Source organism: Variovorax sp. 22077 (genome assembly GCF_052044195.1).
GTDB classification, from domain to species: Bacteria; Pseudomonadota; Gammaproteobacteria; order Burkholderiales; family Burkholderiaceae_C; genus Variovorax; species Variovorax atrisoli.
On sequence record NZ_JBQEQC010000018.1, the window covers coordinates 124,110 to 148,278 of the forward strand.

At 67.7% G+C, this 24,169-nt stretch carries 26 protein-coding genes; 6 read left to right on the forward strand and 20 right to left on the reverse strand.

Translation table 11 applies throughout. The annotated features are described in order from the left end of the window. Nucleotides 1–100: 100 nt before the first annotated feature. On the reverse strand, nt 101–697 hold the full coding sequence (locus ACTJLF_RS23980; protein ID WP_440884039.1) for a dihydrofolate reductase family protein: 597 nt from the start codon (nt 695–697) through the stop codon (nt 101–103). Between the two features lie 142 nt (nt 698–839). Here ACTJLF_RS23980 and ACTJLF_RS23985 point away from each other — a divergent pair, with 142 nt between their 5' ends. Then, complete coding sequence (locus ACTJLF_RS23985) at nt 840–1,262, forward strand: winged helix-turn-helix transcriptional regulator (RefSeq protein ID WP_440884040.1); 423 nt, start codon at nt 840–842, stop codon at nt 1,260–1,262. Nucleotides 1,263–1,320: 58 nt separating this feature from the next. Here ACTJLF_RS23985 and ACTJLF_RS23990 read toward each other — a convergent pair whose 3' ends face one another. The 6 genes from ACTJLF_RS23990 to ACTJLF_RS24015 all read right to left on the reverse strand — a co-directional run bounded on the left by ACTJLF_RS23990 (nt 1,321) and on the right by ACTJLF_RS24015 (nt 7,839). Further along, nucleotides 1,321–2,202 carry a VOC family protein gene (locus ACTJLF_RS23990; RefSeq protein ID WP_080647828.1) on the reverse strand — a complete coding sequence of 294 codons (882 nt, stop codon included), beginning with the start codon at nt 2,200–2,202 and terminating at the stop codon, nt 1,321–1,323. A 28-nt stretch (nt 2,203–2,230) separates the two neighbouring features. Further along, a complete protein-coding gene (locus tag ACTJLF_RS23995; RefSeq protein WP_260310513.1) occupies nt 2,231–3,094 on the reverse strand; it encodes an ABC transporter ATP-binding protein in 864 nt (287 codons plus the stop codon). Beyond that, complete coding sequence (locus tag ACTJLF_RS24000) at nt 3,091–3,954, reverse strand: ABC transporter ATP-binding protein (RefSeq protein ID WP_440884041.1); 864 nt, start codon at nt 3,952–3,954, stop codon at nt 3,091–3,093. Before ACTJLF_RS24000 ends, ACTJLF_RS23995 begins: the two co-directional genes overlap by 4 nt. Next, the gene (locus tag ACTJLF_RS24005; protein ID WP_440884042.1) at nt 3,938–4,516 is read right to left on the reverse strand and encodes an OsmC family protein; all 579 of its coding nucleotides are present in this window, start codon (nt 4,514–4,516) and stop codon (nt 3,938–3,940) included. The genes ACTJLF_RS24000 and ACTJLF_RS24005 overlap by 17 nt, the downstream gene beginning before the upstream one ends. A gap of 157 nt (nt 4,517–4,673) precedes the next feature. Then, nucleotides 4,674–6,503: an ABC transporter permease gene (locus tag ACTJLF_RS24010; protein WP_126183549.1), complete on the reverse strand. Its 1,830-nt coding sequence runs from the start codon at nt 6,501–6,503 to the stop codon at nt 4,674–4,676. Between the two features lie 151 nt (nt 6,504–6,654). Further along, the gene (locus ACTJLF_RS24015; RefSeq protein WP_019653596.1) at nt 6,655–7,839 is read right to left on the reverse strand and encodes an ABC transporter substrate-binding protein; all 1,185 of its coding nucleotides are present in this window, start codon (nt 7,837–7,839) and stop codon (nt 6,655–6,657) included. A gap of 164 nt (nt 7,840–8,003) precedes the next feature. Here ACTJLF_RS24015 and ACTJLF_RS24020 point away from each other — a divergent pair, with 164 nt between their 5' ends. Next, entirely contained in the window at nt 8,004–8,642 is a 639-nt protein-coding gene (locus ACTJLF_RS24020; protein ID WP_132755701.1) for a GDSL-type esterase/lipase family protein, read from the forward strand. Here ACTJLF_RS24020 and ACTJLF_RS24025 read toward each other — a convergent pair. From ACTJLF_RS24025 to ACTJLF_RS24040, 4 genes are all read right to left on the reverse strand, one after another. Next, nucleotides 8,620–9,147 carry a class IV adenylate cyclase gene (locus ACTJLF_RS24025; protein ID WP_132755699.1) on the reverse strand — a complete coding sequence of 176 codons (528 nt, stop codon included), beginning with the start codon at nt 9,145–9,147 and terminating at the stop codon, nt 8,620–8,622. The two genes, ACTJLF_RS24020 and ACTJLF_RS24025, sit on opposite strands and share 23 nt — an antisense overlap. Nucleotides 9,148–9,360: 213 nt before the next feature. Continuing rightward, the gene (locus ACTJLF_RS24030) at nt 9,361–9,720 is read right to left on the reverse strand and encodes a hypothetical protein (protein WP_026346282.1); all 360 of its coding nucleotides are present in this window, start codon (nt 9,718–9,720) and stop codon (nt 9,361–9,363) included. Beyond that, the gene (locus ACTJLF_RS24035) at nt 9,717–10,316 is read right to left on the reverse strand and encodes a cob(I)yrinic acid a,c-diamide adenosyltransferase (RefSeq protein WP_126183552.1); all 600 of its coding nucleotides are present in this window, start codon (nt 10,314–10,316) and stop codon (nt 9,717–9,719) included. The genes ACTJLF_RS24030 and ACTJLF_RS24035 overlap by 4 nt, the downstream gene beginning before the upstream one ends. Before the next feature lie 15 nt (nt 10,317–10,331). Further along, nucleotides 10,332–10,832, reverse strand: coding sequence for a DinB family protein (locus tag ACTJLF_RS24040; RefSeq protein ID WP_126183553.1), 501 nt, complete (start codon nt 10,830–10,832; stop codon nt 10,332–10,334). 72 nt (nt 10,833–10,904) lie between these two features. On the opposite strand from ACTJLF_RS24040, the gene ACTJLF_RS24045 reads away from it, so the two are divergent. Then, complete coding sequence (locus tag ACTJLF_RS24045; RefSeq protein WP_019653602.1) at nt 10,905–12,329, forward strand: FAD-binding oxidoreductase; 1,425 nt, start codon at nt 10,905–10,907, stop codon at nt 12,327–12,329. 76 nt (nt 12,330–12,405) lie between these two features. On the opposite strand, the gene ACTJLF_RS24050 is transcribed toward ACTJLF_RS24045, so the two are convergent. The 9 genes from ACTJLF_RS24050 to ACTJLF_RS24090 form a co-directional block, all read right to left on the reverse strand. Beyond that, on the reverse strand, nt 12,406–13,305 hold the full coding sequence (locus tag ACTJLF_RS24050; protein ID WP_019653603.1) for a CsgG/HfaB family protein: 900 nt from the start codon (nt 13,303–13,305) through the stop codon (nt 12,406–12,408). Between the two features lie 117 nt (nt 13,306–13,422). Next, the gene (locus ACTJLF_RS24055) at nt 13,423–14,397 is read right to left on the reverse strand and encodes a ParB/RepB/Spo0J family partition protein (protein ID WP_019653604.1); all 975 of its coding nucleotides are present in this window, start codon (nt 14,395–14,397) and stop codon (nt 13,423–13,425) included. Beyond that, nucleotides 14,397–14,942 carry an RBBP9/YdeN family alpha/beta hydrolase gene (locus ACTJLF_RS24060; RefSeq protein ID WP_440884043.1) on the reverse strand — a complete coding sequence of 182 codons (546 nt, stop codon included), beginning with the start codon at nt 14,940–14,942 and terminating at the stop codon, nt 14,397–14,399. Before ACTJLF_RS24060 ends, ACTJLF_RS24055 begins: the two co-directional genes overlap by 1 nt. A 45-nt stretch (nt 14,943–14,987) precedes the next feature. After that, nucleotides 14,988–15,908, reverse strand: coding sequence for a ParA family protein (locus ACTJLF_RS24065; protein WP_019653606.1), 921 nt, complete (start codon nt 15,906–15,908; stop codon nt 14,988–14,990). Between the two features lie 22 nt (nt 15,909–15,930). After that, a complete protein-coding gene (locus ACTJLF_RS24070; protein ID WP_126183556.1) occupies nt 15,931–16,545 on the reverse strand; it encodes a LysE family transporter in 615 nt (204 codons plus the stop codon). A gap of 137 nt (nt 16,546–16,682) precedes the next feature. Next, on the reverse strand, nt 16,683–17,324 hold the full coding sequence (gene rsmG, locus ACTJLF_RS24075) for a 16S rRNA (guanine(527)-N(7))-methyltransferase RsmG (RefSeq protein WP_440884044.1): 642 nt from the start codon (nt 17,322–17,324) through the stop codon (nt 16,683–16,685). Then, complete coding sequence (gene mnmG, locus ACTJLF_RS24080) at nt 17,321–19,276, reverse strand: tRNA uridine-5-carboxymethylaminomethyl(34) synthesis enzyme MnmG (RefSeq protein ID WP_440884045.1); 1,956 nt, start codon at nt 19,274–19,276, stop codon at nt 17,321–17,323. Before mnmG ends, rsmG begins: the two co-directional genes overlap by 4 nt. Nucleotides 19,277–19,448: 172 nt before the next feature. Then, complete coding sequence (locus ACTJLF_RS24085) at nt 19,449–20,336, reverse strand: transglutaminase-like domain-containing protein (RefSeq protein WP_019653610.1); 888 nt, start codon at nt 20,334–20,336, stop codon at nt 19,449–19,451. Beyond that, a complete protein-coding gene (locus tag ACTJLF_RS24090; RefSeq protein WP_019653611.1) occupies nt 20,336–20,521 on the reverse strand; it encodes a DUF1328 family protein in 186 nt (61 codons plus the stop codon). The genes ACTJLF_RS24085 and ACTJLF_RS24090 overlap by 1 nt, the downstream gene beginning before the upstream one ends. A 186-nt stretch (nt 20,522–20,707) precedes the next feature. Between ACTJLF_RS24090 and gstA the strand changes: the two genes are divergently transcribed. From gstA to ACTJLF_RS24105, 3 genes are all read left to right on the forward strand, one after another. Then, nucleotides 20,708–21,316 (forward strand): glutathione transferase GstA, encoded by a 609-nt coding sequence (gstA, locus tag ACTJLF_RS24095; RefSeq protein WP_019653612.1) that lies wholly within the window; start codon nt 20,708–20,710, stop codon nt 21,314–21,316. Between the two features lie 166 nt (nt 21,317–21,482). Next, entirely contained in the window at nt 21,483–22,265 is a 783-nt protein-coding gene (locus ACTJLF_RS24100; protein WP_440884046.1) for an enoyl-CoA hydratase/isomerase family protein, read from the forward strand. Then, nucleotides 22,262–24,118 (forward strand): acyclic terpene utilization AtuA family protein, encoded by a 1,857-nt coding sequence (locus tag ACTJLF_RS24105; RefSeq protein WP_440884047.1) that lies wholly within the window; start codon nt 22,262–22,264, stop codon nt 24,116–24,118. The genes ACTJLF_RS24100 and ACTJLF_RS24105 overlap by 4 nt, the downstream gene beginning before the upstream one ends. Nucleotides 24,119–24,169: the final 51 nt, after the last annotated feature.

A 24,169-nucleotide genomic window follows, 5' to 3' on the forward strand; every position in this document is an offset into this window, starting at 1 on the left:
ACGAGTTCATTGTGTGCCGCGCATGTGTCCGCTTCGGACCGTTCAGGTCGCGGTCAGGTGAAATCAGGTAAGCGCTGGTATCTGCGCGGCGCCTTGTCCTTCATGCCGCCGGGGCATAGCGGTTGACCACCATGCCGCTCTCGTAGGCCGTCGAGCCCAGCAGCCTCAGCCTGTGGCCCTTGTGCGTGTCGTGGAACACAGAGCGCCCCGCGCCCACGGCCGTGGGGTTCACGAAGAACTGGAACTCGTCGACCAGGCCGGCCGCCACCAGCGCCGACGCGAAGCCCACGCCACCGATGGTGATGATGTCCTTGCCAGTCTCGCGCTTCAGCGCGTTCACCTCGTCCGCCATGCCGCCCCGCGCGATGACGGTGCGCTCCCATCGCGAGGACTCGAGCTTGTCGGTGAGCACGACCTTGCGCGCGTCGACGATCTTCTGCGCGAAGGCGTAGTGCGGATTCGCGGGAAATCTCTTGGCGGCACGGCCCCAGTGGTCGAGGTAGCCCTCCTGTGCGACGAGCCGGCTCAGCAGGATGGTGTCGATGCCTTCGAAGACGGCATTGAAGTCGCGCTTCAGCTTGTCGTCCCAGCCCCAGCGATCGCCCCAGCCCCAGAGCTGCCAGTCGAGGTTGCCATCGGCCGGCGACACGTAGCCGTCGACCGACATCTGCATTTGGAGAATGAGCTTTCTGGTCATGCGCACTCCTTTGGTTTCGTTGCCGGCAAGCTGACGCTGCACTCGGCGAGATACGAAATACTGCTTGCCAAATGCAAGCGGTTGCAGTGTTGATCAACCGATATCAAAATGCAAGCAGTTTTTAAAAGAGATCGGAAGAACCATGGCCTCCAGCGAAAAGTCGGCGTGCCCTATCAACCTCGCGCTCGAAGTCTTCGGCGACCGGTGGAGCCTACTGATCGTTCGCGACATGATGTTCGCGGACAAGCGCCACTTCCGCGAGTTCCTGCAGTCGGAGGAAGGCATCTCCTCCAACATCCTCGCGGAGCGGCTGAACAAGCTGGTCGAGTACGGCGTGCTCTCGAAGGCCGATGACCCCAGCCACAAGCAGAAGGCCGTCTACAGCCTCACGCCGACGGGCATCGACCTGCTGGCGGTGGTCACGCAGATCGGCATCTGGGGCCGCAAGTACCGGCCTGTGACCGAGGAGAGCGCAGCGCCTTCGGTGGCCCTCGAAAAAGGCGGCGCCGCCCTGCAGAAGAAGATGCGGGCCGAGTTGCGCAAGGCCCATCTCGCCTCGCACTAGAAAGCGAGACGCGGCGGCCGAGGGGCCGGCATGCGGCCCTGGCTGGCGGAGCGAGGACTCAGCCGCCGACCGTGTTGTGGGCCTGGTGCACGCGCGAGCCGCTGCCGTTCCTCGGATCGCGGTCGACCGGCGGCAGGTCGAGCTCGATCAATGCACCGTGCGCCTTTGCCAGGTCGAAGCTGCCCGTGGACTGCGGCCTGTCGGTGTGCAGCACGAGCGCATAGGGGCCTTCGCCGCGCGCCGCGAGGCGCTGGCCGAGCCTTCCGCCACCGTTCTCTCGGGGCGAGGAGAGCACCAGCACGCTGCGTCCCAGCGCGATGACGGCCATGCGCACGTTGCTGCCGGGGACCGCCACGGGCTCGCCGACGTGGGTGTCGGCATCGTCGGCGATGCTGCTGCCGAGCAGGGCGCGGTAGCGCGCCAACGTCGCGTCGAGGTCGGCGACAGCCACCGCCAGGCTCGCGACGCCCAGCACGCCGTTGGCATGCACGCGTACGTCGCCTTCGGGCACGCGCAAGGCGCGCGGCGTGAGGTCGCCGCACAGGAAGGGCAGGTCTGCAGAAAGCGGGCGTGCCGTCTGCCAGCGCAGGCGTTCGCCATCCGGCCGCACGCGGCCACCGTCGAGCGGGCCTTCGAGCACGAGCCCCCGCGCCTTCGCGTCGTCCACGGTGGCGGCGGTGTCGCGCGGCAGCAATGCGAAGTCGACGATGCCCTCTCCATGCTTGTGCAGCAGCTGCCACCAGCGCTCGCCGGGCGAGGGCTCGCGCCATGCGATCAGCTCCAGGTAGCTGCCGTCGGCGAACACCACCAGCGCGTTGTGCGTGGCGCGGCCCGGATGGTCGCCGCCGCGCAGCACATGGAATCCGAGCGCGCCGTAGTCGGCGATGGTGCGTTCGAGGTCGTGGACCGCGATGACGATGTGGTCGAGCCTGAGTGCCATGAATGCGTTCTCCGTGAATGTTCCGAGTTCAGGATGCAGTGCGCGCCGCGCCATCGCCGCCAAGATAGGCGTCGCGGATGCGCGCATCGGCCAGCAGCTCGCGCGCCGGGCCCGACAGCACGATGCGCCCCGTCTGCAGCACGTAGCCGTGGTGCGCGATCTGCAGCGCGAGGCTCGCGTTCTGCTCGACCATGAACACCGACACGCCCTGCGCGTTGATGCGCGCGATGAGCTCCAGTACCTTGTCGACGTAAAGCGGCGACAGGCCCATGGTCGGCTCGTCCATGCAGATGAGCTGCGGCCGGCCCATGAGCGCGCGCGCCATCGCCACCATCTGCTGCTCGCCGCCCGAGAGCGTGCCGGCCTGGAACTCGATGCGCTCGGCCACGCGCGGAAACAGCTCCAGCATGCGCTCGAGGTCTTCGGCCACGGCCTTGCGGTCGCTGCGCGCATAGGCGCCCATCAGCAGGTTCTCGCGCACCGTCATCGCGGGAAACAGGCGGCGCGCCTCGGGCACCGAGCCGATGCCCCTGCGGACGATCTGCGGCGTGCTCAGCCCGAGCGTCGATTCGCCGTTGAAGAGCACCTCGCCCGAACGCGGCTTGAGCAGCCCGAGCACGATCTTCATCGTGGTCGACTTGCCGCTGGCGTTGCCGCCGAGCAGGCTGACGATCTGGCCCCTGCGCACCTCGATGTCGAGATCGAAGTGCGCCTGCACGGGACCATAGAAGCTGTTGATCTTGCGCAGCTGCAGCAGCGGCTGCTGCTGCTGTTGTGGCTGCCGTTCATCGGAGGCAGGCGCAGTGCTGCGCTCGGGCAGCCCCCCCTCTTCCCTGTCCTCTCCCCAGAGGGGCGCGGGAGCGAGGCCGGTGCGGGCGACGGTGGCGATCATGCGGGCACCGCCTCTTTCTCTTCGTGCGGCACATCCGCCGAACCCACCTGGCGATGGCCGAGATACGCCTCGATCACCGCCGGGTCGTGGCGCACCTCGCCGGGCAGCCCTTCTGCGATCTTGCGGCCGTCGTCGAGCACGGCCACGCGGTCCGACAGCTGCATCACCAGGTCGAGCTTGTGCTCGATCAGCAGGATCGCCTGGCCGCGCGCCTTCAGGCCGCGGATGATCTCCAGCATCTCGGCCGTCTCGCTCTCGTTCATGCCGGCCGTGGGCTCGTCCAGCAGCAGCAGGCGCGGCTTCAGCGCGAGCGCGCGGGCGATCTCCACGCGGCGGCGGTTGGCGTACGAGAGGCTGTAGGCCGGGTGGTCGATGCGCGGCGCGAGGCGCTGGCCGAAGAGCGCGATGATCTCTCGGGCCTCCTCGCGCAGCGCCTCTTCCTCGCGGCGCACCGCGCCGGGCTGCACCAGCGCGAGCGCCAGCTCGGCGATGGCGCCCAGCCCGGGCACGCCGCCCAGGCGAGGTTTCACGGCGCGCAGCCGCGTGTGGGCGCCGACCAGCACGTTGTCGAGCACCGAGAGATTCGCGAACACGCGCCCATGCTGGAAGGTGCGCGCGAGCCCGCGCTGCGCGAGCTGCTGCGCAGGCAGGCCGGTGATGTCGCTCCCATCGAACAGCACCTGCCCGTCGTCGGGACGGTCCAGGCCGGTGACGAGGTTGAACAGCGTGGTCTTGCCCGCGCCGTTCGGCCCGATCACGCTCAGCAGCTCGCCCTCGCCCACGTGCAGGTCGACCGCGTTGACGGCCGTGAGCCCGCCGAAGCGGCGCACGAGGCCGCGTATCTCAAGCAGAGACGGCATCGTCCTCTTTCCGCGACGCGTTGGCAGCCCCGGCCTTCGAGTCGACCAGCTTCACCTCCGCGCGGATGGTCTGCGGATTGCGCAGCAGGTTGAGGATGGGGCAGTTGCGCTCCACCGCCTCGAACAGCGCGTCGATCTCCTCGCTGCTCGCGGGCGAGTCGATGTGCACCGTGTAGCCGATCTCGTGCGGCCAGATGGGCGTCTTCTCATGCCCCGGCTTGCCGCCGCGCGGATCGATGATGCCCGTGACCTCCACCTCGAGGCTCTCTAGCGGAACCTGCCGCTCGGCCGCCTGGATCAGGAAGATGTGCGTGACGCAGGTGCCCAGCACGCCCAGCTGCAGCTCGGGGGAGCTGGGCCCGAGGTCGTAGCCCGCGAAATCCGGCGGGCTGTCGCTGATGACCTGGTGCTCGCGGATGCGCAGCCTGCGCACGCCGCTGCGGCCTTCGGCGCGCACGTTGGCCTTCAGCTGCACGGGCTTCGCAGCGCCCGCTTCGACGGCGGCGTTGCGCGCCAGCACCGCGGCGCGCTTCTCGGCGAGGTATTCGTTGAGGTGGCTCATGGTCTTGTATCTCTCGGTGATGGATGCACAACGGACATCGGGTTCGGGATCGATCCTTCGGGGGACACCGCGGAGCCGGCTCGGCCGAGCCGCAGGTATCGACCCCGGACGGGGGTTGGCGAAGCGACAAGGAGTGCGCGAAGCCTGGGGGTGAAACTCATACCGTGCCCAACAACCCCTGCGGCCGGAACCGGATCAGCAGCAGCAGCGCCACCCCGTAGATCAGCATCCGGTACTCCGCCGTCACGCGGAACAGCTCCGGCAGGCTCACGAGCGCGACCGCGCCCAACAGCGCGCCGCTGATGTTCCCGAGCCCGCCGAGGATCACCATCGTCAGCGCGAGGATCGAGATCTGCGAGCCGAAGGTCTCATGGTTGATGTACGAGTACATGTGCGCGGTGAAGGCGCCGCTCACGCCGGCCGCGAAGCCGCCGAAGCCGAAGGCCAGCGCCTTGTAGCGGTCGGGGCTCACGCCGTAGGCGCGCGCGGCCACCTCGTCCTCGCGCACCGCGCGGAAGGTGCGGCCCAGGTGCGAGCGCAGAAGGCGCCACTGCAGCAGCGATAGCAGCACCATCGCGCCGAACGAAGCCCAGTAGAGCGCCTCGTTCGACGACGCGTCGCGCCCGAACAGCGACAGCGGCGGAATGCCCGACACGCCGATGGGCCCGTGCGTGAGGCTTTCCCAATTGAGGATGGTGAGCGCCACGATCTCGCCGATGCCCAGCGTGGCGATCGACACGTAGTGGCCGCGCAGCCTGAAGGCCGGGAAGATCAGCGCGGTGCCGATCAGCGACGTGAGAAGCCCCGCGAGCACGATGCCCGTGCCCACCGGCAGGCGAAGATCGAGCACCAGCAGCGACGACGCATAGGCCCCGATGGCCAGCAGCCCCGCGTGGCCCAGCGAGATCTGCCCGATGGTGCCCGCCACCAGCGTGAGGCTCAGCGCGAGCGCGCCGTAGAGCCATGCGTTGGTGAGCGTCTGCAGCAGGTAAGGCGACGGGTCGAACAGAGGCAACGCCACCGCCGCTGCGAACAGCGCGAGCAGCAGGCTGCGCGGCACGTGCCACGGCTTGCTCGGCGCGATGAAGGTGCCCGTGAGCGGCTCGGGCGGCAATGCGCGCTTGCGCCCGAACAGTCCGTTGGGCTTCCACAGCAGGATCACGAGCAGCAGCGCGAAGGCGAAGAGGTTGCGGTACGGCGTGCCGAGGATCGCCACGCCATAGCTCTCGATCAGCCCCAGCAGCAGGCTGCCGGCGATGGCGCCCGGTACGTTGCCCACGCCGCCGACCACGGTGGCCACTACTCCCTTGAGCGTGGCCTGGAAGCTCATCGCGGGGCTGATGTTGTTGTAGTACATGCCCACCAGCAGGCCCGAGAGGCCGCCCAGCGCGGCGGCGATGGCGAACACGGTCTGGTTCACGCGATCGACGTCCACGCCCATCTGCTGCGCGGCATCGCGGTCCTGCGCGGTGGCGCGCACGGCCCAGCCCAGCTTCGTGAAACGCAGGAAGCCGAAGAGCACGGCCGCGCTCGCGAGGCCGATGCCGGCGATGAGGATGTCGAGCGCGCCAATGGTGCCGGTGCCGATCTGCAGCCGCCAGTCGGGCAGCTGCGTGGGCAGCGAGCGCGGGTCGGGGCTGAACACCAGCTGCACCAGGATGTCGAGCACGAAGCTGATGCCGATGGTGGCCAGCAGCGGCGCGATGCGCGCGGAGCCCTGCAGCGGCCGCAGGCCCACGCGCTCGATCAGCATGCCCAGCGCACCCGAGCCGATCACCACCAGCGCGATGGTCACGGGCAGCGGCGTGTGCAGCCAGGTGATCGACGCCCAGCCGATGTACGCGCCCACCGTGTACACCGAACCATGCGCGAAGTTGATGAGATGCGAGACGCCGAAGATCAGCGCGAGCCCCACCGCCAGCAGCGCATAGATGTTGCCGATGATCAGGCCGTTGACGGTGTAGTCGAAGAAGGAGGTGAAGCTCATGGCATGCCGGCTTTGCTCCCTCTCCCGCGTGCGGGAGAGGGTTGGGCTGAGGGTGCAGCGGCCGATGCGAGGGACTGCTGATTTGCGAAGGCCCCTGCCCTCACCCTGGACCTCTCCCGCAGGCGGGAGAGGGAACAACGCGGAAGACGGCTCACTTGGAAGCGGCCACCGCCGCTTTCTCGTCCAGCTGCGCCCACTTGCCATCCTTGACGACGAGATTGACGCTCTTCACGCCGATGATCCGCCTCGTCTGCGGATCGAAGCTGGCCTTGCCGAAGATCACGCTGGGCACGTCCTTGATCTTGTAGAACGCATCGCGCACCGCCTTGCGGTCGGCGCTGGGGCCGGCCTGGCGCAGCGCTGCGGCTGCGTACACCACCGCGTCGTAGGCGTAGGCGTTGAATGCGTCGGGCTCCTTGCCGTACTTCGCGCGGAAGCTCTTCACGAAGTCCTGCACCTCGGCGCGCGGCTCGTCGGGATAGAAGGCGGTGTTGGTGTAGATGCCGTTCACCGCCGCGCCCCCGAGCTCGATGAACTTCGGCGAATACACCGAGCCCACCGCGGCGATGGGCTGCTTCAGCCCCACGCTGCGCACCTGGCCTGCGATGAGCGCGCCGTCGGGGTAGTAGGAGATGAGCACCAGCCCGTCGGGGTTGGCATCGCGCACGCGCACCAGGGTCGAGCGGAAGTCCTTCTCGTCGGGCTGGTAGCCCTCGGCGATGGCGACCTGCGCGCCGCGCTCCTGGGCGGCCTTCACGAGCACGTCCTTGCTGGTGCGGCCCCAGTCGGTGTTGAGATACAGCACGGCGAGGCGCTTGAAGCCCAGCGTCTTCACCGCGAGCTCGGCCAGCAGGGGCTGCGCGTCGGCCTGGCTGATGGAGGGGCTCCAGATGTAGTCACCGCCCTTGGTGAAGTCGGGGTGCGAGTTGGTGAAGCCCAGCTGCACGAGGCCCGCACGCTGGTAGATCGGCGATGCGGCCATCGAGGCCGGGCTGGAGAAGTCGCCGAGCTCGATGAGCACGCGCTTGTCGTTCACCAGCTTCTGCGCGATGGCCACTGACTGGCGCGGGTCGCTCTGGCTGTCCTCGAAGTTGTAGGCCAGCGGACGGCCGTGGATGCCGCCCTGCGCGTTGATGTGCTCCAGCGCGAGGTCGAAGCCGGCCTTCCACTGCGCGCCGTACTGCGCGTTCTGCCCGGTGACGGGCCCGCTCACGCCGAACCACACCGGCTCGCCGGTGGCAGGCGCTGCCAGCGCGGCGAAAGGCGCAGCCAGCAGGGCCACGGAGAGTGCGGCCACATGACGCAGGAAACGGTGGCGGTTCAAGAGCAGCGGCATGGTGTCGTTCCGGTCCGGTGATGGAGTGAGAGGTGCAGGGAGCCAGTCATTCTTCGCCCGCGCTCCACGCCGTGGAACGAACAAAAACGGAGAGGCTTATGCGCTTTCCGAGCAAAGGGACAAGCCCTCGCCGGCCATCGCGCTGCGATTAAGCTGCGCGCCACATGAAGCGACGACACCTCCTCCATCTGCTGGCGGGCCTGCCTGCCGCGGGCCTGCTGGCAGCCTGCGGCAGGCGCAAGCCATCGGCCACGGCACTGAAGCCCGGTGCGCACGTGCTGGCCCTGGGCGACAGCCTCACCTTCGGCTACGGCGCGCCGCCCGAGGCCTCATGGCCAATGAAGCTGGGCGAGCTCACGGGCTGGCAGGTGGAGAACGCAGGCGTCAACGGCGACACCTCCGCAGGCGCGCTGCAGCGCCTGCCCGGGCTGCTGAGCGGCGCGAGCTACGACGCGATCCTGATCGGCATCGGCGGCAACGACATGCTGCGCGGCGTGTCGGCCGCGTCGACGCGCGACAACCTCGTGGAACTCGTCACCCAGGCGCGCGCGCACACGCCCTACGTGGCCGTGCTGGCGACACCCGCGCCCGACGCGATGCGCGCAGCGGTGGGCTCGCTCAGCGATGCGCCGTTCTACGAGGAGGTGGCGAAGTCGCAGCAGGCGCTGCTTGTCGCGAACGTGTACTCGAGCGTGCTCTCCGACTCGTCGCTGCGGTCCGACCGCATCCATGCGAACGCGCGGGGCTACGAGAAGGTCGCGCAGCTCCTGGCGGAGCAGTTCAAGTCCGCCGGCTGGCGTTGAGCAGGTCGACGTAGGCGCCCTGCACCAGCTGGTCGGCACCCACGCCGAGCTGCGCCATGAGCGCATGCGCCTCGGCGATGCCGGCTTCGGCCGGCTCGCCCTCCGCCAGCACCACTTCGAGCTCGAGGAACTCGCCGAGCCCTTCCACGCGATCGAGGTGGATGCGCGTGCGGCCCGCGAGGAACAGCCGGCGCTGCTTGCGCACGCGGCCCGCCTGCCCCCACGCGAGCGTGAGCGATTCGCGCAGCACGTCGGGCGTGGCGCAGGGCGTGATCAGGTAGAACGATTCCTTCGGGCCGGTGCTGTCCGCGCGGCGGTAGAAGATCAGCTCCGCGCGGTCGGGTGCGAAGGTGCGCAGCTTGAGGCGATCCGAGCTGCCGGTGCAGCGGAAGAAGGTGTCGTCCTGCGCGATCTCGACGGGGCCCTTGTCGGCCAGTGTCGTGGCGATGGCTGCGACACGTTCGATGCTGTCGATGCAGGCCTTGATCTCTACATTTCGTGCCATGTGATCCTTGGAGAGATGTTCCGGGATGCGTGCGAATGACATCGGGTACTCCCCTCCGCGAATGTCCCCCGCCTTCAGCTACTCCTTTATTTCGCTGCGGGGAGTACCCGGTGCCATTCGCACACAAGCGCTCTGCTTATGCCGGCCGCACGAGCGCTGCGTACATCGATCACACCGTCGGCGTGATCGCGCCCCGAACAGCGGCGTTCGATATCAGGGCGCGCTGCCTTGCGGGCCCACGGACGGCGGTGCAGCACGTCCGCTCGATCCCGGCGAGAGCTTGCGCCCGAAGGCTTCGCCCACCCTGCGCACGGGCCGGCTGGCCTTTTCCGACACGTTGTTGACGCCGCGTCGCGTGGCAGAGTCGGCGCGGTCGATGCTGCGGCCGGCGGCATTGGTGCCGCGCTGCACGCTGCCCACCACCTTGCCGCCGCGCGAGGGCGACTTGAGCGTGTGGGCGCGCTGCGCCTTCGGCGGGTTGTCGGCACTCTGGGCCTGCGCGAGACCGGGCAGGCACAGCATGGCGGACATCGCCACAGCAAGCGACGCGTGGAGAGGGACGGAAAGTTTCATGGAGCCTCCTTGGTGTCTGTTTCTTCCGCTGCCACAGCGGCAGCGCGGGCCATGCGCTCGCTCTTCCAGTAGACGTCGTCGCCGCCGTCCACGCGGTTGAGCACGCGCGCGAGCACGAAGAGCAGGTCGCTGAGCCGGTTGAGGTATTGCCGCAGCGCGTCGTTGAGCTGCTCGGCGGCGCCCAGCGCCACCACGGCGCGCTCGGCCCTGCGCGCAACGGTGCGGCACACATGCGCGAGCGAGGCCGCGCGCGTGCCTGCGGGCAGGATGAATTCGGCCAGGCGCGGCAGCGCGGCGTTGTGCTCGGCCAGTGCGTTGTCCAGCTGCAGCAGGGCCTCGGGCTTCAGCAGCGTGAAGCCCGGCATCGACAGCTCTCCACCGAGGTTGAAGAGCTGGTGCTGCACGTCGACCAGCAGCTCGCGGACGGGCTCCGGCATGGGCTCGCACAGCAACACGCCGATGTGCGAGTTGAGTTCGTCCACGTCGCCCATCGCGTGCACGCGCAGGTTGTCCTTCGACACGCGCGTGTTGTCGCCGAGGCCGGTGGTGCCGTCGTCGCCGGTGCGGGTGGCGATCTGGGAAAGTCGGTTGCCCATGGGCGCTCCTGCTTCTTATTGCGCGACGGTCGATGCGTCGATCTTGCCCGCCAGCCATTGCAGCCCGGCGAGGTGCTGCTGGTCGTGGCTGCAGAGGTAGTGGATGAGACTGCGCATCGTGAGCGGGCCGTAGCCCTCGAACACGGCGGTGCGCGCGAGCTGCGCATCGTTCAGGCCGGAGATGATCTCCATCGTCTGCGCGCGCGCCATGCGGAAATCGGCCAGCACCTGGGCCGCATCGGCCGCGCCGTAGTTGCGCTCGATGGCCAGCGGTTCGCTGTCGATGGAGGCGAGCGTCGGGTGGGCTTCGGTCAGCGTGCGGCGCAAGCGCACGTGGTAGCCCTCGATCTCGATGTCGCGCACGTGGCAGAGCTGCTCGATGGCGGTGAAGGCCTCGCTGGGCACGCCTTCCCACGAAGGCGGCGCCCAGTGCCTGAAGGCGAAGGGAATGGCCGCGTAGTGGGCCTCCAGCTGCGAGGGAAAGGCCGCAAGGGCGTTGAGTGTGGTGGGGTTCATGTTTTTCCGAAGCGCATTATGGTGCTCGCTCCGTAGAATGGCCGATCCCCCTCACCCGCCAGGAGACGCCCGATGAATGCCCCGACCCAAACCTCGCACCTGCTGCCGGAGCTTCATCTGCGCGAAGTGCCCGAGAGCCTGATCGAGGCGCTGAAGGCGCGCTTCGGCGCCAACTGCTCCACGGCGATGGCGGTGCGCACGCAGCACGGCCGCGACGAGTCTTCCTTCGACGCGCCGCCGCCCTCCGCGGTGGTGTTCGCCGAGAGTACGCAGGATGTTGCAGACGCGGTGAAGCTCGCGAGCGAGCACAGCGTGCCGGTCATCCCCTTCGGCGTGGGCTCCTCGCTCGAAGGCCACCTGCTGGCGGTGCAGGGCGGCATCAGCATCGACGTGTCGCGCATGAACAAGGTGCTGTCCGTCAATGCCGACGACCTGACGGTGACGGTGCAGCCCGGCGTCACGCGCAAGCAGCTCAACGAAGAGATCAAGAGCACGGGCCTGTTCTTCCCCATCGACCCGGGCGCCGACGCCTCCATCGGCGGCATGACGGCCACGCGCGCGAGCGGCACGAACGCGGTGCGCTACGGCACGATGCGCGAGAACGTGTTGGCGCTCGAGGTGGTGACGGCCGCGGGCGACATCATCCGCACCGGCACGCGTGCGAAGAAGTCGTCGGCCGGCTACGACCTCACGCGCCTCATGGTGGGCAGCGAGGGTACGCTGGGCGTGGTCACCGAGATCACGCTGCGCATCTACCCGCTGCCCGAGGCGGTGTCCGCCGCGATCTGTTCCTTCCCGAGCATCGAGGCCGCGGTGCGCACCACCATCGAGACCATCCAGCTCGGCGTGCCGATCGCACGCGTGGAGCTGATCGACGTGAACACGGTGCGCATGGTGAACGCCTACGCCAAGCTGAACCTGCGCGAGGAACCGATGCTGCTGATGGAGTTCCACGGCTCGCCGGCCGGCGTGAAGGAGCAGGCCGAGACGGTGCAGGAAATCGCGAGCGGCCACGGCGGCAATGCGTTCGAGTGGGCCAGCACGCCGGAAGAACGCACGCGCCTGTGGACGGCGCGGCACAACAGCTACTTCGCGGCGGTGCAGTCGCGTCCCGGCTGCCGCGTGATCTCCACCGACACCTGCGTGCCTATCTCGCGCCTGGCCGACTGCCTGCTCGACTCGGTGGCCGAGGCCGATGCCAGCGGCATCCCCTACTTCCTCGTCGGCCACGTGGGCGACGGCAACTTCCACTTCGGCTACCTGCTCGACCCGAACCTCCCCGAGGAGCGCGTGAAGGCCGAGGAGCTGAACCATGCGCTGGTGAGCCGCGCGCTGGCGCTCGAAGGCACCTGCACCGGCGAGCACGGCGTGGGGCTGCACAAGATGGAGTTCCTGGTGAACGAGGCAGGCGCGGGCGCGATCGACATGATGCGCACGATCAAGCGGGCGCTCGATCCGAAGAACATCATGAATCCGGGGAAGATCTTCAGCCTCTGATCCGAAGGCGTCCAACGAACAAAAGCCCGGCGACTCGCGAGAGCCCCGGGCTTTTTGCCGTGCGGCGACTGGCAGATCAGTTGGTGCGGCGGCGCGCCGGGGGAGCCTTCTCCGCCGGCACGTAGGTCTGCGATGGTGCAGCGCCGCCATCCACGCCCAGTCGGCCGCCGCCGCCGAGGCCCTGGCCGCGCACGGTCTGCGCCTTGTAGTTGCGCAGCGAGCGGACCATCTGGTTGAAGGCGTCCATGAAGGCCGCGGCAATGACCTTGCCCTGTGCCGTGTTGGTGTAGCCGCCGAGGCCGCCGCCCGCGCTGCGGCCGGCCAGCGCACCGAAGGCGCCGAAGTCGGTCTTGGAGGCGCTGCCTTCGGAGGCCGCGACCTGCACGCCCGAGCGGTTGTCGATCAGCGTCAGCAGCGCGCTGGCTTCCTTGGTCTGCATGTTGCCGCCGATGGCTGCGAGCGCACGGCCACGGCCGCCGCCCACCAGCCCGCCGAGCGCGCCGCCGATGCCGCCGGCATCGCTGTTGCTGAACACGATCTCGGGCGACAGGCCGTAATCGGAGGCGACCATCTGGCCGCGGCCGAAGTTGCTGCCGCCGCGCATCTCGCCCGACTGCTGCAGCGCGCGTTCGCGCGTCATCGCGTTCATGCCGGCGGCGCCGCGCTCGACCACGATGAAGCAGTTCGATTGCTGCACCAGCAGGCGCAGCAGGTTGGCGGTGGGAGGCAGGCGGTATTCGCCGGTGAGGATGGTGTACCAGCCCGCGCTCTGGTTCTCGATCAGCGAGACGGTGCCGAGCGGCGACTCGCAGCGTTCGAGCTGGCTGCTGGCGTTGTCGGTGGCACTGCCTGCGGCACTGCCGGTGGCCATGGTCTTGGCCGACTGGCTGCCCATCTGCATGTCGGTCGCGGCGCAACCGGTGAGAAGAATTGCGCCAGCGGCGATGGCCGCCAGCGGGAACCTGGTGAGTTGCATGGTGGACTACTCCCTCTGTTGTTCAGAGAACTGGGATTGGAAAAACCAGCGGTCGAGGATACGCGCAAAGGATTGCAGGAATCAATCAAACGAATGCCGGAGCCCCGATTCGCAACACTAGGCCGTTCGGCGGATGCGTTCGATCAATCCGTTGAGCGCCTCGATGGAGCCGAAGTGGATCGCGAGCTCGCCGCTCTCCTCGACGCGGCCGCCGCGCTTGGTGCGCTTCTTGATGCGGACCTCGACCTCGGCGGTGAGCAGGTCGGCCAGTTCTTCTTCCACGCGCAGCAGGTCGCGCGACTTCTCGCCGTCGTTGCTGCGGCGCGAAGGCGTGAGCGTGAACTCGGCCGCGAGCTTCTTCACCAGCGACTCGGCCTCGCGCACCGACATCTTCTTGGCCGCGATCTGGTTGGCGGCCGTGATCTGCGTGCCGCGGTCGAGCGACAGCAGCGCACGGGCGTGGCCCATGTCGATGTCTCCGGCCATCAGCATCTGCTGCGCGGGCTCGGCCAGGTTCAGCAGGCGCAGGAGGTTGCTGGCCGCGCTGCGCGAGCGGCCCACGGCCTGGGCCGCCTGCTCGTGAGTGAGCCCAAACTCGGTCACCAGGCGTTGCAGGCCCTGGGCCTCTTCGAGCGGGTTGAGGTCCTCGCGCTGGATGTTCTCGATGAGCGACATCGCGGCGGCCGCCTCGTTCGGCACGTCGCGCACCAGCACCGGCACGCTGTCGAGGCCGGCGAGCTTCGCGGCACGGAAGCGCCGTTCGCCCGCGATGATTTCGTACTCGGCGTTCTTGGCCGCGGCCGATTCGGGATCGAGCCGCCGCACCAGGATCGGCTGCATGATGCCCTGCACCTTGATGCTCTCGGCCAGCTCGTAGAGCGCACCCTCGTCCATGCGCGTGCGGGGCTGGTAGACGCCGGCGACCATCTGGTCGAGCATCAGCGTGCTCGGGTTGCGCTGGGCGCCGCCCTCCTCCGAGCCGGCCGCGCCGCCATGGCCGCCGCTGTTGCCGCTGTCGGCGGAAGGAGCAGCCGCCGGTCCCAGCAGCGCTTCGAGGCCGCGGCCCAGTCCCTTGGGTTTCTTGGTCGCCATCAGTTCTTTTCTTTCGAGATTTCGTTCAGGAGTTTCCGACCCTCGGGCCAGTCGCCCAGGCCCGATTCGGCATTCAGGTGGCCGCGCGCGCCCGCGTCGACGAAGCGCGCACCCCAGTCGGCGGCGAGCTGGCGCGAGCGCGAGGCTTCGCAGTACGGGTCGTCATTGGCTGCGATCAGCACCGCCTGGAACGGCAGCGGCTTGCGCACGATGGGCGTCCAGCCCGGTATGAGCTGGCGCAGGCTGTCGCTCTCGACGTCGCCCGGCGCCACCAGCAGCGCGCCGCGGACCTTGTGCGTGTTGCGCGAATGTGCGGCCCAGGCGGCGACCAGGATGCAGCCGAGGCTGTGCGCCGCAAAGACCACCTGGCCGGGCGAGGCCAGCACTTCTTCCTCGAGCCGCGCGGACCAGTCGCCGCGCAGCGGACGCATCCACTCGTGCTGCTCGACGCGATGGTCGCCATGGAGAGATTCCCAGCGTGTCTGCCAATGGCCGGGACCGCTGTTCTGCCAGCCGGGCAGCAGCAGGATGCGTGGTTCAGTCATTTGCTACGAATTTAATAGCAACTCGCTTGCGGGTCGCAAGAAGCCTCAGGCGTTGTTCTCGCTGGTCGAGTCGGCGGCCGGCGAAGCGGCGGGTGCCAACACGTCCTCGGGGATGGGCAGGTCGGGCGTGATGCGCGAGACCGGCGCGATGGGCGGGGCGACCGCACCGGAGGCGAAGGCGCTCGCAGGCGGCATCTTCTCGACCAGCTCCTGCGCGAAGGCGATGAAGGCCTGGCTGCCGCGGGCGGCCGGATCGAACACGACGCCCGGCAACCCGTAGCTCGGCGCCTCGGCCAGGCGCACGTTGCGCGGGATCACGGTATCGAACACCTTGTCGCCGAAGTGGGACTTGAGCTGCTCGCTCACCTGCTGCTGCAGCGTGATGCGCGGATCGAACATCACGCGCAGCAGGCCGATGATCTGCAGGTTCTTGTTGAGGTTGGCGTGAACCTGCTTGATGGTGTTGACCAGGTCGGTCAGGCCTTCGAGCGCGAAGTACTCGCACTGCATGGGCACGATCACGCCGTGGGCGGCGCACAGGCCGTTCAGCGTCAGCAGGCTCAGGCTGGGCGGGCAGTCGATCAGGATGAAGTCGTACTCGGCACCGACGGCCGCGAGCGCAGTGCGCAGGCGCTTCTCGCGGCGGTCGAGCGCGACCATCTCGACTTCGGCGCCCGCCAGTTCGCGGTTGGCACCCAGCACGTCGTAGCCGCAGCCGCCCTCCACCAGCTTGTCGGCCTTGACCCGGGCCTCGGCCACCGAGGCCGATTCGAGCAGCACGTCGTACACCGTCAGCTCCAGCTCGCGCTTGTCGATGCCCGAGCCCATGGTGGCGTTGCCCTGAGGGTCGAGGTCGATCATCAGCACGCGCTGGCCGACCTTCGCCAGGCCGGCGGCGAGATTGACGGTGGTGGTGGTCTTGCCGACGCCGCCCTTCTGGTTTGCGATGCAGAAAATCTTGGCCATGTGAGTACCGGGGAGCGATCGATCAGCGCGAGATTGCGAGCTTGACGCCGAAGGCGACCAGGAAGGTGCCTGCGAGCTTTTCGAGCGTGGTGGAAATACGGGGATTCGCGCGGATGCGCTCGGCTAAGAAATGCGTGAGCAGCGTCGAGGTCAGGCCGTACAGGAAGGTCAGTGCGGCGATGGTCACGGCCATTGCGCCGAAGGTGATCAGGCCCTGATGCCGGGCCGGGTCCACGAACAGCGGGAAAAAGGCCATGTAGAAAACGATCGCCTTCGGGTTCAGCAGCGTGATGGTGAAGGCCTGGCGCATGAAGTGGCTGGGCTTGATATTGAGGATGGGGGCCGAGCCCGGCTTCGCCATCAGCATCTTGATGCCCATCCAACCGAGGTAGGCGGCGCCCAGCCACTGCACAGCCTTGAACGCCGCCGGGTAGGCGGCCATGACGGCCGACACGCCGGCCACCGCTGCCCACAGAAGGAACTGGTCGCCGACGATCACCCCCGCCGTCGCGGCGAGGCCCCCACGGATGCCGCCCTTGCTGGTCGAGGTGATCAGCGCCAGATTGCCCGGACCGGGAATCAGGAGGAAGAGGACGATGGCGGCGACGAATGCGCCGTAGTCAGCAATGCCGAACATGGGGTTGCCTCGAAAAAGCGAGTCGGGGAAGAGACCAGAGGGAGGCATCGAGTCTAAGCGAGCACACCGCCGCGAAGATCGTTCGGACACCGGCTTTTACCGGTGTCGCGCCCTCTTTTTGTGAATCAGGTGCCGATCTAAGCGGCAACCTTGCGAGCCCAGACGATGCAGCGCTCCGCATCCAGGCCGGGAACCGTCAGTTGTTCCACGTGAAACACAGACACGCCCTTGGGCACGGCCGCCAGTTCGTCGGTCGGCACCTTGCCCTTCATCGCAAGCCACACACCGCCCGGAGCAAGCAGGTTCATCGAGCCGTTGAAGAAATCCGGCAGGGATGCAAAGGCGCGCGAGCTGATGACTTCGTAGCTTCCTGCCAGCGATTCGACTCGAGCGTGCAGCCCGCGAAGATTCGGCAGCTCCAGTTCGGCTGCAACCTGTTGAACGAATGCCGCCTTCTTGGCAACCGCATCAAGGCAGCTCACTTCCAGATCAGGCCGCATGATCGCGATCACCACGCCGGGCAGTCCACCGCCGGACCCGACGTCCAGCAGCTTGCCCTTCCCTGCCCACTCGCGCTGCAGCGGCGCAACAGCCGCCAGACTGTCGAGCAGGTGGTGCGTGAGCACGCTGGCGGAATCACGCAGCGCCGTAAGGTTGTAGACCTTGTTCCACTTGAGCATCAGCGTGCCGTAGGCCAGCAGCTGTTCTCCCTGGGTATCGGACAGCGCCACGCCCATGGTGGCTGCGCCAGCGCGCAGCGTATCAATCGGCGCCGTCATTCGGCGGCGGCTTCCGTGGCGGCAGCTTCGGTCGCGCCCGGGGCGAATGCCTTGTGACCGCCCTTGCGCAGATGGATCATCAGCAAGGAAATGGCTGCCGGCGTCACGCCCGAGATGCGCGAGGCAAGTCCCAGCGTCTCGGGACGGTGCTTGTTCAGCTTCTGCCGGACCTCGAAGCTCAATGCCTTGACCTGGCTGTAGTCGAAATCGGCAGGCAGCTTCAGGTTCTCGAAATGCGCCGCCCGCTCCACTTCGTCGTGCTGGCGCTCGATGTAGCCGGAGTACTTGGCCGAGATCTCGATTTGCTCGATCTCGGTTTCGCTTAGCGGAGCCTGGGCGCTGTACTTGCCGCCATCGAGCGTCATCAGCCTTTCGTAGCTCACATCGGGCCGGCGCAGCAGATCAGCCAGGTTGTATTCGTGGTCGATGGCCTTGCCCAGTACCCGCTCCGATTCCGATGCCGGCAGATTGCGCGGATTCACCCAGATCGACTTGAGTCGCTCTGTTTCACGTGAAACAGCATCGCGCTTGCGGCTGAAGGCATCCCAGCGTTCGTCGTCCACCAGGCCCAGCTTCCGCCCGATTTCGGTCAGGCGCATGTCGGCGTTGTCCTCGCGCAGCTGCAACCGGAACTCGGCGCGGCTGGTGAACATGCGGTACGGCTCGGTTACACCCTTGGTAATGAGGTCGTCGACCAGCACGCCCAGGTAGGCCTCGTCACGGCGCGGCAGCCAGGCATCTTCCCCGCGGCATTGCAGTGCGGCATTGATGCCGGCGAACAGCCCCTGGGCAGCCGCCTCTTCGTACCCGGTCGTGCCGTTGATCTGCCCGGCGAAGAACAGACCCTTGATCGAGCGCGTCTCGAAGCTGCTCTTGAGTTCGCGCGGATCGAAGTAGTCGTATTCGATGGCGTAGCCGGGGCGCAGGATGTGCGCGTTCTCCAGGCCCGGCATCGAGCGCACCAGCTGGTACTGGATGTCGAAGGGCAGGCTGGTCGAGATCCCGTTCGGGTAGTACTCGTTGGTCGTCAGGCCTTCGGGTTCCAGGAAGATCTGGTGGCTTTCCTTGTCGGCGAAGCGGTTGATCTTGTCTTCCACGCTCGGGCAGTAGCGCGGGCCCACGCCGTCGATCTTGCCGGTGAACATCGGGCTGCGGTCGAAGCCCGAGCGGATGATCTCGTGCGTACGCGCGTTGGTGTGCGTGATCCAGCAGGGCATCTGCTGAGGGTGCATGTCGGCGCGACCCATGAAGCTGAACACCGGCATCGGCCCTGCCCCGCCGGGCATGCCGTCGCCCGGCTGCTCGGTGCACTTCGAGAAATCGATGCTGCGACCGTCGAGCCGCGGCGGCGTACCGGTCTTGAGCCGGCCCTGCGGCAGCTTCAGTTCCTTGAGCCGCGCAGACAGGCTGACCGCCGGCGGATCGCCCGCGCGCCCGGCCTGGTAGTTATCTAGGCCGACGTGGATGCGGCCATCGAGGAAAGTGCCCGCCGTCAGAACCACGGTCCGCGCGCGGAAAGCGATGCCCACCTGCGTGACGGCGCCGACCACGCGATCGCCCTCCACCATCAGGTCGTCGACCGCCTGCTGGAACAGGCTCAGGTTCGGCTGGTTCTCCAGGCGGCGGCGGATGGCGGCCTTGTACAGGACGCGGTCCGCCTGGGCGCGGGTCGCGCGCACGGCCGGGCCCTTGCTCGAGTTGAGGATGCGGAACTGGATGCCGGCCTCGTCGGTCGCGATGGCCATCGCACCGCCGAGCGCGTCGACCTCCTTCACCAGGTGGCCCTTGCCGATGCCGCCAATCGACGGATTGCAGCTCATCTGCCCCAGCGTCTCGATGTTGTGGGAGAGCAGCAGCGTCTTGGCGCCCATGCGCGCGGCGGCGAGCGCGGCCTCGGTGCCGGCATGGCCACCGCCGACGACGATCACGTCGAATTCTTCGGGGTACAGCATTTGGAGTGGGAGCGCACAACTGACGCGTGCGCGGCGCAAAAGGGGCACCGATTTTAATCGGCCGCACCCTCTTGCGTCCCCTGTGTGGATAAGCTTGGAGAGCGACGCCTAAGGGCTGCCTCCATGACTGCCGCTGAATAGTTTGCTATTATTTTTATAGCAAACAAGCCAGTCAGGCCGCCGCTTCGTCCACCTGCCCCAGGGGCACGGGCTTTTCGATGCCCATCACCTCGCCGGTGGGCGAAGGCGGCATCGAGGGCTGCAGGCTCTCGTCCTGCAGTTCCCGCACGACGAGCTTCTTCCCCGTCATGCGCACGTCGCCGAAGATCGTGCAGAAGGCCACGTCCTTCGCATCGCGTCCGGTGCCCACGCGCACCAGTCGGTCGACCGGCGCCATGCGGGTCGGATCGAACAGCACCCACCGACCGCCGAGCCACGCCTCGAACACGGCATGGAAATCCTGCGGCGGCTCGTCGAACCACACGTAGCCGACCACCAGCCGCGCCGGAATGTTCAGCGCGCGGCAGAAGGTGATGCCCAGGTGCGCGAAGTCGCGGCATACGCCCGCGCGTTCCACGAACACCTCGCGCGCGGTCGTTGTCGAGTCGCTGCTGCCCGGCTCGTAGGTGATGCTGTCATGAATCCAGTCGACGATCGCCTGCACCCTGCCGATGCCGGGCGGCAGATCGCCGAAGAGCTGCTGGGCGCAGCGCGACATCAGGTCCGACTCGCAATAGCGCGTCGGCATCATGTAGTGCAGCACCTCGTCGGGCACTTCGGTCACCGGCATCTCGGCCAGGTCGTTCGGCACCACCACGTGGGCGCGCCGCACGCTGGCCTTGTAGACGATCTTCAGCGGCCCCGGTTTCGCATCGAAACGGACGAAGCGGTTGCCGCTTCCCTCGTCGCAGAAAAGCCGCAAAGGCGTCGGCGGCTCCACGACCAGTTCCTCCCCGATCACGCTCTGCATGCCCGAACGCGCTGCCTCGATGTTCAGCAGCATGTGCGCAGGGGCGGCAACTTCGTAGTCGAGCTGCGCCTCGATGTGCGAGAGGTGCATCAGTCGATCGCTTTTTTAACCGCGCCCACGCCCAGCACGGCCAGCACCACGAACAGCAGAGCCAGCACCAGGAACAGGCCGAACAGCAGCTTGGCGATGCCGGCTGCACCCGCGGCGATACCGCCGAAGCCGAGCAGCGCGGCCACGAGCGAGATGACTGCAAAAATGATGGCGTACTTCAACATTCGTTTCTCCTTGCAGCAGGCCCTGCCTGCCGTGGAACGGAGCTTAGGAAACGCCGTCTTAAGGCCCGATAGTCGCCCTGCGCGTGAGGCCGTAGGACAAAAACGCGACGCCCCCAAACCCGCTAGCATCCGCTGCGGTTTACCCAAAAAATCCCAACCAACCTCGACATTCACTGGAGTTCTCGAATGAAGCTGTACTACTCGCCCGGCGCCTGCTCGCTCTCCCCCCACATCGCGCTGCATGAAGCGGGCATCGCCGCCGAACCCGTGCTGGCCAGCACCAAGAGCCACAAGCTCCAGGACGGCACCGACTACTACGGCATCAACCCGCTGGGCTACGTGCCGATGCTCGAACTCGACGACGGCACCCGCCTGCGCGAAGGCCCCGCCATCCTCCAGTACATCGCCGACCTCGCTCCTACCAAGAACCTGGCGCCGGCCGCCGGCACCATGCAGCGCTACCGCCTGCAGGAATGGCTGACCTTCATCGGCACCGAAGTGCACAAGGGCTTCAGCCCGCTGTTCAACCCGAACATGCCGGAGGAAGCCAAGGCCATCTTCAAGGACAAGCTCAAGTCGCGCTTCCAGTGGCTCGACGGTGAACTCGCCAGCAAGGAATACCTGATGGGCGAACACTTCAGCGTGGCCGATGGCTACCTGTTCACCGTGACCAACTGGACCAAGCCGACCGGCGTGGACATCTCCGGCTTCCCCAACCTGCAGGCCTGGCATGCCCGCGTCGGCGCCCGCCCCGCCGTGCAGGAAGCGATGAAGGCCGAAGGTCTTCTGAAGTAAGCCGAAGCACGCAAAAGCGTGCAGAAGCCACAAGCGGATCGGATCTTCTTCAGGGAAAACCCGAACCGCTTCAGCCACAAGCCGCACGATGCGGCTTTTTTTTCGGGCCACGCTACGGGCAGGAGAGAAACAAATCTCCGGACACCGAAGCACAAGGACCCGCGCCATGCCCGAAACACCCCCGTCCACCGAACTGCGCGAAGAGATGCGCGGGCCCGTCATGTGGCTCACCATCGACCGCGAGGAGCGCCGCAACGCCATCAGCCCTGCCGTGCTCGCGGGCCTGGGCGACGCGATCGCGCGCGCCAACAGCGACAACGCGGTGCGCGCCGTGGTCATCACCGGCGCCGGCACGCGCGCCTTCTGCGCGGGCGCCGACCTGCAGAGCGGCTCCTCGTTCAAGTTCGACTACGCAGCGCCCTACCAGGGCTTCGCCAACCTCTTCCGCCAGGCCCGGCAATCGACCGTGCCGCTGATCGCGCGCGTCAACGGCGCCTGCATGGCCGGCGGCATGGGCCTCATGGCGATGTGCGACATGGCCGTGGCCGGCAGCCAGGCGGTGTTCGGGCTGCCCGAGGTGAAGGTCGGTCTCTTTCCCGCGCAGGTGCTCAGCGTGCTCGGCGGCCTGCTGCCGCGCCGCGTGCTGGCCGAGATGTGCATCACCGGCGAGCCCATCGACGCGGCGCAGGCGCTTGAACTGAATCTCGTCAACCGCGTGAGCGACGACGTCGACGAGAGCGTCGACTGGCTGCTCGGGCGCATGCTCGACAAGTCGCCCGCCGCCATCCGTCGCGGCCTCTACACCATGAAGAAGATCGAGGCCATGGCCTTCGAGGAATCGATGGCCTTCACCGAAAGCCAGATCGGCCTGTTCGCGCTCACCGAGGACGCGGCCGAAGGACAGCTCGCCTTCCGCGAGAAGCGCAGGCCGCAATGGAGCGGACGATGAGCGCCAGGAACGACGAACGCATCGTCCGCATCGGCGGCGCCTCCGGCTTCTGGGGCGACAGCAGTGTGGGCGCGCCGCAGCTGGTGGCCAGCGGCCGGATCGACTACCTCGTGTTCGACTACCTCGCAGAGCTCACCATGTCGATCCTCGCGGGCGCGCGGCTCAAGAAGCCCGAGCTCGGCTACGCCACCGACTTCGTGTCGGTGGCGATGAGGGCGGTGCTGAAAGACGTCGTGGAACAGGGCATCCGCGTCGTGAGCAACGCCGGCGGCGTCAACCCGCAAGGCTGCGCCGATGCGCTCGCGGCGCTCGCCGCCGAACAGGGCATCGCACTGAAGATCGCCGTGGTGAGCGGCGACGACGTGTCTCCGCTGCTGCCCGAGCTGCGCAAGTCGCAATCGCCCGTGCGCGAACTGCAAAGCGGTGCCTCGCTGCCCGAGCGCGTGCTCACCGCCAACGCCTACCTCGGCGCGCAGCCCATCCGGGCCGCACTCGACGCGGGCGCGCAGGTCGTCATCACCGGACGCTGTGTCGACTCCGCCGTCACGCTCGGCGTGCTCATGCATGAATTCGAGTGGCAGCCGAACGACCTCGACCTGCTCGCCGCGGGCAGCCTCGCGGGCCACATCATCGAATGCGGCTGCCAGGCCACCGGCGGCCTGCACACCGACTGGGACACCGTGCCCGACTGGCCGAACATCGGCTACCCCATCGTCGAATGCAGCGCCGACGGCAGCTTCGTCGTCACCAAGCCCGCAGGCACCGGTGGCAAGGTCACGCCCGCCGTGGTGGCCGAGCAGATGCTCTACGAGATCGGCGACCCCGCCGCCTACCTGCTGCCCGACGTGGTGGCCGACTTCACGCAGGTGCGCATCGAGCAGGCCGGCGAGCACCGCGTGCGCGTGCACGGCGCGCGCGGCCATGCGCCCACCGCGAGCTACAAGGTCAGCGCCACCCATGTCGAGGGCTTCAAGACGGCGGCGCAGCTCACCATCGTGGGCTTCGACGCGGTGGCCAAGGCGAAGCGAACGGGCGAGGCCATCCTCGCGCGCACCAGTGCGCTCTTCTCGCAATATGGCTTCGGCCCCTACAGCGGCACGCAGCTCGAAGTGCTGGGCGCGGAGTCCTGCTACGGCCCGCATGCGCGCGCATCGCAGACGCGCGAAGCGGTGCTGCGGCTCGCGGTGACGCACCCGCGCAAGGAGGCACTGGAGCTGTTCGCACGCGAGGTCGCTCCTGCAGGCACCTCCTGGGCCCCGGGCACCACCGGCGCGGGGGGCGGGCGCGCGTCCGTGTCGCCTTCGATCCGGCAATACGCCTTCCTGCTCGACAAGTCGCTGGTCGAGGAATCGGTGACCATCGATGGAGAGCGCATCGCCATTCCTCGCAGCGAACCATCGACGGCGGCAGGAGCGTCCGGGGCCGTCCCTTCGCCTGCCAGAGCCGCCCGGACGGAGATCGCCTCGGCATCCTCGCACTCGACTTCGCCTTCGTCTTCTTCCGGGGCAGACCGCATCGAAGTGCCCCTGCTGCGCCTGGCCTGGGCCCGCAGCGGCGACAAGGGCGACACCTCGAACATCGGCGTCATCGCGCGCCACCCTGCCCTGCTGCCGCTGCTGCGCGAACAGCTCACCGAAGCGCGCGTGGCCGATTGGCTCGCCCACCTGGTCAAGGGCCGCGTCACGCGCTACGAGGTGCCCGGCATCGACGCCTTCAACTTCGTCTGCGAGCAGGCGCTGGGCGGCGGCGGCATGGCCTCGCTGCGCAACGATCCGCTGGGCAAGGGCATGGGGCAGATCCTGCTGGCCATGCCGGTGCACGTGAGCCCCGCGCTGCTGGCGCTGCTCGGCTAGTGTCCTGTCCCGTTAATTCATAGGCACAAGAAGTGCTTGGGATAAGGCATC

Coding starts and splice junctions, on each gene's coding strand:
- ACTJLF_RS24100 (WP_440884046.1), top strand. CDS start 21,483: ATGCCCGAAACACCCCCGTCCACCGAACTGCGCGAAGAGATGCGCGGG.
- ACTJLF_RS24040 (WP_126183553.1), bottom strand. CDS start 10,832: ATGAACCCCACCACACTCAACGCCCTTGCGGCCTTTCCCTCGCAGCTG.
- ACTJLF_RS24025 (WP_132755699.1), bottom strand. CDS start 9,147: ATGGCACGAAATGTAGAGATCAAGGCCTGCATCGACAGCATCGAACGT.
- ACTJLF_RS24055 (WP_019653604.1), bottom strand. CDS start 14,397: ATGGCGACCAAGAAACCCAAGGGACTGGGCCGCGGCCTCGAAGCGCTG.
- ACTJLF_RS24105 (WP_440884047.1), top strand. CDS start 22,262: ATGAGCGCCAGGAACGACGAACGCATCGTCCGCATCGGCGGCGCCTCC.
- ACTJLF_RS24005 (WP_440884042.1), bottom strand. CDS start 4,516: ATGAGCCACCTCAACGAATACCTCGCCGAGAAGCGCGCCGCGGTGCTG.
- ACTJLF_RS23990 (WP_080647828.1), bottom strand. CDS start 2,202: ATGGCACTCAGGCTCGACCACATCGTCATCGCGGTCCACGACCTCGAA.
- ACTJLF_RS24070 (WP_126183556.1), bottom strand. CDS start 16,545: ATGTTCGGCATTGCTGACTACGGCGCATTCGTCGCCGCCATCGTCCTC.
- ACTJLF_RS24010 (WP_126183549.1), bottom strand. CDS start 6,503: ATGAGCTTCACCTCCTTCTTCGACTACACCGTCAACGGCCTGATCATC.
- mnmG (WP_440884045.1), bottom strand. CDS start 19,276: ATGCTGTACCCCGAAGAATTCGACGTGATCGTCGTCGGCGGTGGCCAT.
- ACTJLF_RS24085 (WP_019653610.1), bottom strand. CDS start 20,336: ATGCACCTCTCGCACATCGAGGCGCAGCTCGACTACGAAGTTGCCGCC.
- ACTJLF_RS24000 (WP_440884041.1), bottom strand. CDS start 3,954: ATGCCGTCTCTGCTTGAGATACGCGGCCTCGTGCGCCGCTTCGGCGGG.
- ACTJLF_RS24065 (WP_019653606.1), bottom strand. CDS start 15,908: ATGGCCAAGATTTTCTGCATCGCAAACCAGAAGGGCGGCGTCGGCAAG.
- ACTJLF_RS23985 (WP_440884040.1), top strand. CDS start 840: ATGGCCTCCAGCGAAAAGTCGGCGTGCCCTATCAACCTCGCGCTCGAA.
- ACTJLF_RS24045 (WP_019653602.1), top strand. CDS start 10,905: ATGAATGCCCCGACCCAAACCTCGCACCTGCTGCCGGAGCTTCATCTG.
- ACTJLF_RS24090 (WP_019653611.1), bottom strand. CDS start 20,521: ATGTTGAAGTACGCCATCATTTTTGCAGTCATCTCGCTCGTGGCCGCG.
- ACTJLF_RS23995 (WP_260310513.1), bottom strand. CDS start 3,094: ATGATCGCCACCGTCGCCCGCACCGGCCTCGCTCCCGCGCCCCTCTGG.
- ACTJLF_RS24035 (WP_126183552.1), bottom strand. CDS start 10,316: ATGGGCAACCGACTTTCCCAGATCGCCACCCGCACCGGCGACGACGGC.
- ACTJLF_RS24015 (WP_019653596.1), bottom strand. CDS start 7,839: ATGCCGCTGCTCTTGAACCGCCACCGTTTCCTGCGTCATGTGGCCGCA.
- rsmG (WP_440884044.1), bottom strand. CDS start 17,324: ATGACGGCGCCGATTGATACGCTGCGCGCTGGCGCAGCCACCATGGGC.
- gstA (WP_019653612.1), top strand. CDS start 20,708: ATGAAGCTGTACTACTCGCCCGGCGCCTGCTCGCTCTCCCCCCACATC.
- ACTJLF_RS24050 (WP_019653603.1), bottom strand. CDS start 13,305: ATGCAACTCACCAGGTTCCCGCTGGCGGCCATCGCCGCTGGCGCAATT.
- ACTJLF_RS24030 (WP_026346282.1), bottom strand. CDS start 9,720: ATGAAACTTTCCGTCCCTCTCCACGCGTCGCTTGCTGTGGCGATGTCC.
- ACTJLF_RS23980 (WP_440884039.1), bottom strand. CDS start 697: ATGACCAGAAAGCTCATTCTCCAAATGCAGATGTCGGTCGACGGCTAC.
- ACTJLF_RS24020 (WP_132755701.1), top strand. CDS start 8,004: ATGAAGCGACGACACCTCCTCCATCTGCTGGCGGGCCTGCCTGCCGCG.
- ACTJLF_RS24060 (WP_440884043.1), bottom strand. CDS start 14,942: ATGACTGAACCACGCATCCTGCTGCTGCCCGGCTGGCAGAACAGCGGT.